This is a genomic window from Mesorhizobium sp. M7A.F.Ca.CA.001.10.2.1, from assembly GCF_003998575.1.
Lineage (GTDB): Bacteria > Pseudomonadota > Alphaproteobacteria > Rhizobiales > Rhizobiaceae > Mesorhizobium.
Map to the genome: position 1 here is coordinate 1 of NZ_RZQY01000397.1, position 5,474 is coordinate 5,474.

Here is a 5,474-nt window from a genome sequence, read left to right on the forward strand (position 1 = left end):
CTTCGGCTTCCAACAGCTTCAAGCGCGACTACAATGCGGAGGCGGCCGACGGCTCACAGATCCCGCTGCTGTCGGTGTTTCACCGCGACGGCGAGGGCATACGCCATTTCTGGAGTTCGGAACTGGATTTCGCGCCGACGGAGCCGGGCCAGGATCCGCGCAGCCTCGGCACCTGCGAAACGCTGTGGAACCTGATGGATTTCACGCCGGAAGGCCGCCCGAACTGGAACGAGCAGCTGCAATATGGCGAGGCGTGTTGCCACTGAAAGGCAGCTCTGGCCAGCCGCCGCGTTTCAGTTTTCGGAACATGAGTCCCATGGGCTGGCTCGAACGAGGGCATCGGCGAGCGTTCGAGCAAGCCACATATACGGCGGGGCGATCGAGGCGATATGCGCAGGCTTCTTCCTCAAGAGCTGCAACCGGAGTGCCCAAGCGACGTTGGATTGTCCGAGGGACAATTCCAACCGGAGACATGCCATGAAGACGCTTGCCATTCTGACCGCAGCAGCATTGCTTGCCGGCGCGCCGGCCTTTGCCCAGTCGAACACGACCGCCACGACCACGCCGCTCGCTACGACGACGAAGGTCGACACTTCGACCTTCATCAAGACGGTGCCGAGCGCCAATGAGTTCGAGATCGAGTCCAGCAAGCTCGCCGAGCAGAAGGCGACCGATGCCGACGTCAAGGCGTTCGCCAAACAGATGATCGCCGACCACACCAAGGCCGGCGAGGAATTCAAGGCGGCGCTTGCCCAGGGCCAGACAACCTCGGCCACCGCGCCGTCAGGTCCGGCCCTGCAGCCCAAGGAGCAGAAGATGCTCGATGAGCTGAAGGGCGCCAGCGGCGATCAGTTCCAGGCCAAATACATCGAGATGCAGACCAACGCCCACAAGGAAGCCGTCGCGCTGTTCAGCGGCTATGCGCAATCCGGCGACGACCCGGCGATGAAGGAATTCGCCAAGAAAACCCTGCCGACGCTGCAGATGCACGAAAAACATGTGAAGGAACTGGCGGCCGCGCATCAGGGGTGAGGGCGGTTCAAGGCCGACGCTCTACGGCGCCCCCCTCTGTCTGGGGGCGCCGTAGAGCGTTACGGTGGCAAACCAAGCACAATGAGCGGCGCTCAGGTCGACCTGATCTGCTCCACCGCGGTCACCAGCAGCTCTTCCATGGCGGTGCGTATCTGGGCATCCGACTGGGCGATGCCCGCCGCGTCGAAATCGGCGCGCACCTTGCGGAACACGTCGTTGTCGCCGGCCTCTTCGAAGTCGGCGTGCACCACTTCCTTCGCATAGGCGTCGGCGTCCGCACCAGATTTGCCAAGCTTTTCGGCGGCCCAGAGGCCGAGCAGCTTGTTGCGGCGCGCCATGGCCCTGAACTTCGTATCCTCGTCCATCGCAAACTTCTTTTCGAAGCCTTCCTGACGGTCTCTCATGCTGCTCATGGTTTGCCTCGTTCGATGTGAGTCCGATCTTCAGCCCAAGGGAAAAGCGGGCAGGGAAGGCGAGAGTGGCGTGCATGGATGTCTTTAGCAAGGCCGGATCGTTCACGCCGGCGATTGAGCGGGGTGCTTGGCGGTTCCGGTCATTTGGCCGATGTGATTTGACGTTGCCGCGCCGTGTCCTACTCTCGAATGCATGGTGGACGAACCGAGGAGACGAGTGATGCGGTCGCCTTTCAATGGAATTCGCAGCGTCGCGCTGACGGCGGCCGTGATGCTTGCCGCCGGCACCGCGGCCTATGCCCATCATGGCTGGTCGTGGACGCAGGACGGGTTTTTCGAACTCAGGGGCAAGATCACGGCCATCTATATCGGCAATCCGCACGCCACGCTGGATGTCGACGCCGAGGGAGAGGCCTGGCGGGTGGAGATGGCGCCGCCGTCCCGCACCATCGCCGCTGGCTTCACGGAGGAGGTGGCCAAGGTCGGCGACGAGGTGACCGCGATCGGCAACCGCTCGGTCGAGGCGAGCGAAAAGCGCATGAAAGCGGTGCGCGTCATCGTCGGCGGCAAGACATACGATGTCTATCCCGACCGCGTGCCGCCGGCCTAGATGGCGGAGTTCCTCGCCGGCATCGAGCAATTTGCCCTGGCGCGGTGGCTGAAGGGCTCCTTCATTGCCTACCCCATCGTCAACGCGCTCCACATCTTGTCGATCGGCGCGCTGCTGACCAGCGTCCTCCTCATGGACCTCAGGATCTGCGGCGCTTTCCGCTCACTGCCGCACGCCGCGTTCGTCGCGCTGCTGCGCCGCGTTGCTTTAGGCGCGTTCGTCGGTGCGCTCGTCACCGGCTCGCTGCTGTTTTCGGTCAAGGCGAGCACCTATGCGGCGATGCCGGTCTTCCTCGCCAAGATGGCACTCATCCTTCTCGCCGGCGTCAATTTTTTCGCCTTCCTGCGCTTCGCCAGAGGCGGTGACGAGCCGGCCGGCAGCGCCATCCTGGCTGTGCTCTCGATACTGCTGTGGACATCAGTGCTGTTCGCCGGACGGTTCATCGGTTTTCTTTAGCGCCGCATCCACCTTCTCCCCCTGTGGGAGAAGGTGTCGCCGAAGGCGACGGATGAGGGGTGTTCCAGGGAACGCCAACGTCTCACTCCGCTGGACCACCCCTCATCCGTCTCGGCGCTATCGCGCCGATCCACCTTCTCCCACAAGGGGAGAAGGGAAGAACGGCGCTGGCGTTCCGCCAGTGCCGGGATAAGCTTCCTGCAAACAAAGGAGAACTGCCGTGAAAAAAAGAAATCATCGAAGTCCCCGTCATGTCGGACAAGGTGCGGGCGCTTGGCCTGCCCTGCTCGACGGCGGTCAAGGCCAACGGCTTCGTCTTCATCTCGGCGACGCCGCCGGTGGACATGGTGACCGGCGAGATGGTGCGCGGCGACATCGAAACACAGACCGAGGCGTCGCTGAAGGCGCTGAAACATTGCCTGGAAGCGGCCGGAACCTCGCTGGAAAACGTCGTGATGGTGCGCATCTACGCCGTCAATTCCGGCTTCTACAACGCGATTAACCGGGTCTATGCCAGGTATTTTTCGACCAATCCGCCGGCGCGGAGTTTTGTGCCGGTGGCGTCTTGGCCGATGGAGTTTGATATTGAGATCGAGTGTGTGGCTGTGGCGTGAGGGGGGCACGCCGGTTACATTGCTCACGCAAGCGGGAAAGCATTAGGTGTTAGAAAACGGGGGTTGGGATTGCGGAGATTAGCGGCCCTCTCTATGTGTCGACTAAGTCTGCTGCGACGCTGGGTTCGGTCGTCGAGTTCCCCTCTTGCGGCTGGCACGCCTATAGAGCAGGGTGGCCTTAAATGCCACGACTCCAGACCGATAATTGGGCACTAGTGTCTTCAATGAGCAAAAGTTACACAGAGATTATTTCTGACTTTGACACGGCGCAGGCAGCATGCGTGTGTATTATGATGTCGTCAGAAAGCATAGCGGATGGTATTAAGAAGCAAGGTGGCAACTTAAAACTTGTATTTGGAAAAGAAGAATTTACCGTATCTGCCTTTGATCTCCTAAAGTATTCGATTTATTTCAAAGACATCTCTAAGACTTTTTATACTGATAAAGTTTTGCCGGAAGGCTTGGAGTTTGAATTCGACCTCGTAAAGCTCGCAGTTCGGTTTGCTTTTGACGAGGCCGATGTTCTATTTTTTGAGCCAATGGTGCGGCGTCGGGAAATAATATTGAATCAGGCTACCAGATTTAAGATGTCAGAGTCTCAGTTTCGGTTTCTACTGTCGAATTCAAGAGTGTTGCAGAGGATCATATTCGTTTGATGGGCAAAATAGTAGCTATTGAGGGTGTTGATGGAGCAGGAAAATTTACAGTATCAAAGTCGTTAAAAGCCCTGATCGAGGATCGAGGGAAGACTGCTACCATTGTCTCTTTCCCGCGGTATTCTGAAACCATAGCAGGTCAGGCGCTAGGTAATTTCTTGTCGGGGAAAACATATATTCCTGAGGACCCGAAATCGATTGCCACGCTCTATGCGATGGATAGATTTGAGTCGAAATCCCTTATCGAAAGTATTAATTTAAAATCCGATTTTCTGATATTCGACAGGTATATTGCTTCAAATATGGCTTATCAGTCAGCAAAAGTCGACCTCGAATTCCAGGATCAAATGATAGAATGGGTCTTGAACCTAGAATTAAAAGTGTTCGGGCTTCCAGCTCCTAATCTCAACGCCTACCTGCGTATATCACCGAACGCGTCGGCGAAAAACGTCCTAAGAAAACCTAAGAGAGACTATACTGACCTTGATGCCGATAGGCATGAGGCGGATAGCTCCTTACTTACGAGGGTTCCGCTCGTGTATGAAAATCTAATTGCGAAATCGGTTTTAGGGGAGTGGTGCGCTGTTGATGTAGATTTTGACGGCAACCTTAGGAGACCTGAGGAGCTTGCCGCCGAGATTCTGACACAACTGTAATCGTCAGAGATTGGCTATCGACTGATATATCGCATTCGCCCTGTGCTCCTTTTCGAATGAAAGCCCAACGTATTGTACGTCAAGCATTTCGAGCGCCTCTAAGCTATGGTTTTCCATCTTTAAACGGTATGCTGGGTCAGCAACGCGTAGTGAGTCGACCTGAACAGGAATGCCGTGATCGACTGGACAAAAGAAGACTTTGCCATATGTGGAGCACCATTGTTTCAGCGCGGGGAATAGAGCGTCTAAGAATGGGCCCGGCTTTGATGCCTTTTCCATGGTATCTAGAAAATGCGAAAATATGTCTGGAATACCCCTGTCACAGATGGTGATTGCAGCTCCATCCTTACTGGCTTCGATCTCACTACAGATTTGCTGGCAGTATAACCACGATGTAGTCTCAAAATCCTGAGATTTGTTGAGCGCAAATGGTGCTTTTCGGGCGACTTCCTCGACAAGTGACACCTTGTGTCCGTTAGTCTCCAGCAAAGTCTTCGTTGCAAGCACCGTTTCTGTTTTTCCTGCTGAAAAGGCCCCGCATATCAGTATCTTCACTTTTCTATTTTCCCGGTCGCCCGAAATTTGACCAGTGAATGAAGAGTCACCCCTTTGTTTGCTAAAACGAGGCGTGGATCCTTGATCTCCGGCTCAAACACGACAAGAAACTCCGTGGCCTTTAGCTCGAATTTCTTAAGGTCATCGATCAGTTTCATTGCTTTGGCGCCTCCAGTGGTACTGTCATCGACAATAAGGCCCACAGAATTTTTTGGCGGCTGCGCCAATGCGTCGAAATAGGACGAGAACATAGCAGGGTCTATTTCGAATTTTGGCTTCGAGTTGTGCACAACCAAGGGGAGGTTCAGTATTTTAGACATTTCGTAGGCAATGAATGGACTTCCGCTCTTAGGAGCAACTATAAAGGAAAATTCGAAATTCTTGAGTTCTGCGTCGTTATTCAATTTTTCTCGCCAAAAAGTGACGAGGCGTTTAGCGTAGCGCTCAGCAACCTCCGAAGAGGTCGTTGCGCCCATCAGATC

The 5,474-nt window shown here is 55.6% G+C and carries 10 protein-coding genes; 7 read left to right on the top strand and 3 right to left on the bottom strand.

Translation table 11 applies throughout. The features are described 5' to 3' along the window. Together EN964_RS22740 and EN964_RS22745 are read left to right on the top strand one after the other, a co-directional pair. Window positions 1-266, top strand: a 266-nt coding sequence (locus EN964_RS22740) for a DUF899 family protein (RefSeq protein ID WP_127276753.1), incomplete at its 5' end; no start/stop codon positions are given. Between the two features lie 211 nt (window positions 267-477). Further along, window positions 478-1,032 carry a DUF4142 domain-containing protein gene (locus tag EN964_RS22745; RefSeq protein ID WP_127270440.1) on the top strand — a complete coding sequence of 185 codons (555 nt, stop codon included), beginning with the start codon at window positions 478-480 and terminating at the stop codon, window positions 1,030-1,032. A gap of 92 nt (window positions 1,033-1,124) precedes the next feature. On the opposite strand, the gene EN964_RS22750 is transcribed toward EN964_RS22745, so the two are convergent. After that, the gene (locus EN964_RS22750) at window positions 1,125-1,445 is read right to left on the bottom strand and encodes a DUF1476 domain-containing protein (protein ID WP_127270441.1); all 321 of its coding nucleotides are present in this window, start codon (window positions 1,443-1,445) and stop codon (window positions 1,125-1,127) included. 220 nt (window positions 1,446-1,665) lie between these two features. Here EN964_RS22750 and EN964_RS22755 point away from each other — a divergent pair, with 220 nt between their 5' ends. The 5 genes from EN964_RS22755 to EN964_RS22775 all read left to right on the top strand — a co-directional run bounded on the left by EN964_RS22755 (window position 1,666) and on the right by EN964_RS22775 (window position 4,437). Next, on the top strand, window positions 1,666-2,055 hold the full coding sequence (locus tag EN964_RS22755) for a DUF6152 family protein (protein ID WP_127270442.1): 390 nt from the start codon (window positions 1,666-1,668) through the stop codon (window positions 2,053-2,055). After that, window positions 2,056-2,511 carry a DUF6644 family protein gene (locus tag EN964_RS22760; protein WP_127270443.1) on the top strand — a complete coding sequence of 152 codons (456 nt, stop codon included), beginning with the start codon at window positions 2,056-2,058 and terminating at the stop codon, window positions 2,509-2,511. 251 nt (window positions 2,512-2,762) lie between these two features. Further along, entirely contained in the window at window positions 2,763-3,125 is a 363-nt protein-coding gene (locus tag EN964_RS22765) for a Rid family hydrolase (protein ID WP_127270444.1), read from the top strand. Window positions 3,126-3,349: 224 nt separating this feature from the next. Further along, a complete protein-coding gene (locus tag EN964_RS22770; protein ID WP_127270445.1) occupies window positions 3,350-3,781 on the top strand; it encodes a hypothetical protein in 432 nt (143 codons plus the stop codon). Continuing rightward, complete coding sequence (locus EN964_RS22775; protein WP_127270446.1) at window positions 3,781-4,437, top strand: thymidylate kinase; 657 nt, start codon at window positions 3,781-3,783, stop codon at window positions 4,435-4,437. Before EN964_RS22770 ends, EN964_RS22775 begins: the two co-directional genes overlap by 1 nt. A 3-nt stretch (window positions 4,438-4,440) precedes the next feature. On the opposite strand, the gene EN964_RS22780 is transcribed toward EN964_RS22775, so the two are convergent. Together EN964_RS22780 and EN964_RS37820 are read right to left on the bottom strand one after the other, a co-directional pair. Beyond that, complete coding sequence (locus EN964_RS22780; RefSeq protein WP_127372850.1) at window positions 4,441-4,992, bottom strand: AAA family ATPase; 552 nt, start codon at window positions 4,990-4,992, stop codon at window positions 4,441-4,443. Continuing rightward, window positions 4,989-5,474, bottom strand: a 486-nt coding sequence (locus EN964_RS37820; protein ID WP_164775937.1) for a phosphoribosyltransferase, incomplete at its 5' end; no start/stop codon positions are given. The genes EN964_RS22780 and EN964_RS37820, both read right to left, overlap by 4 nt.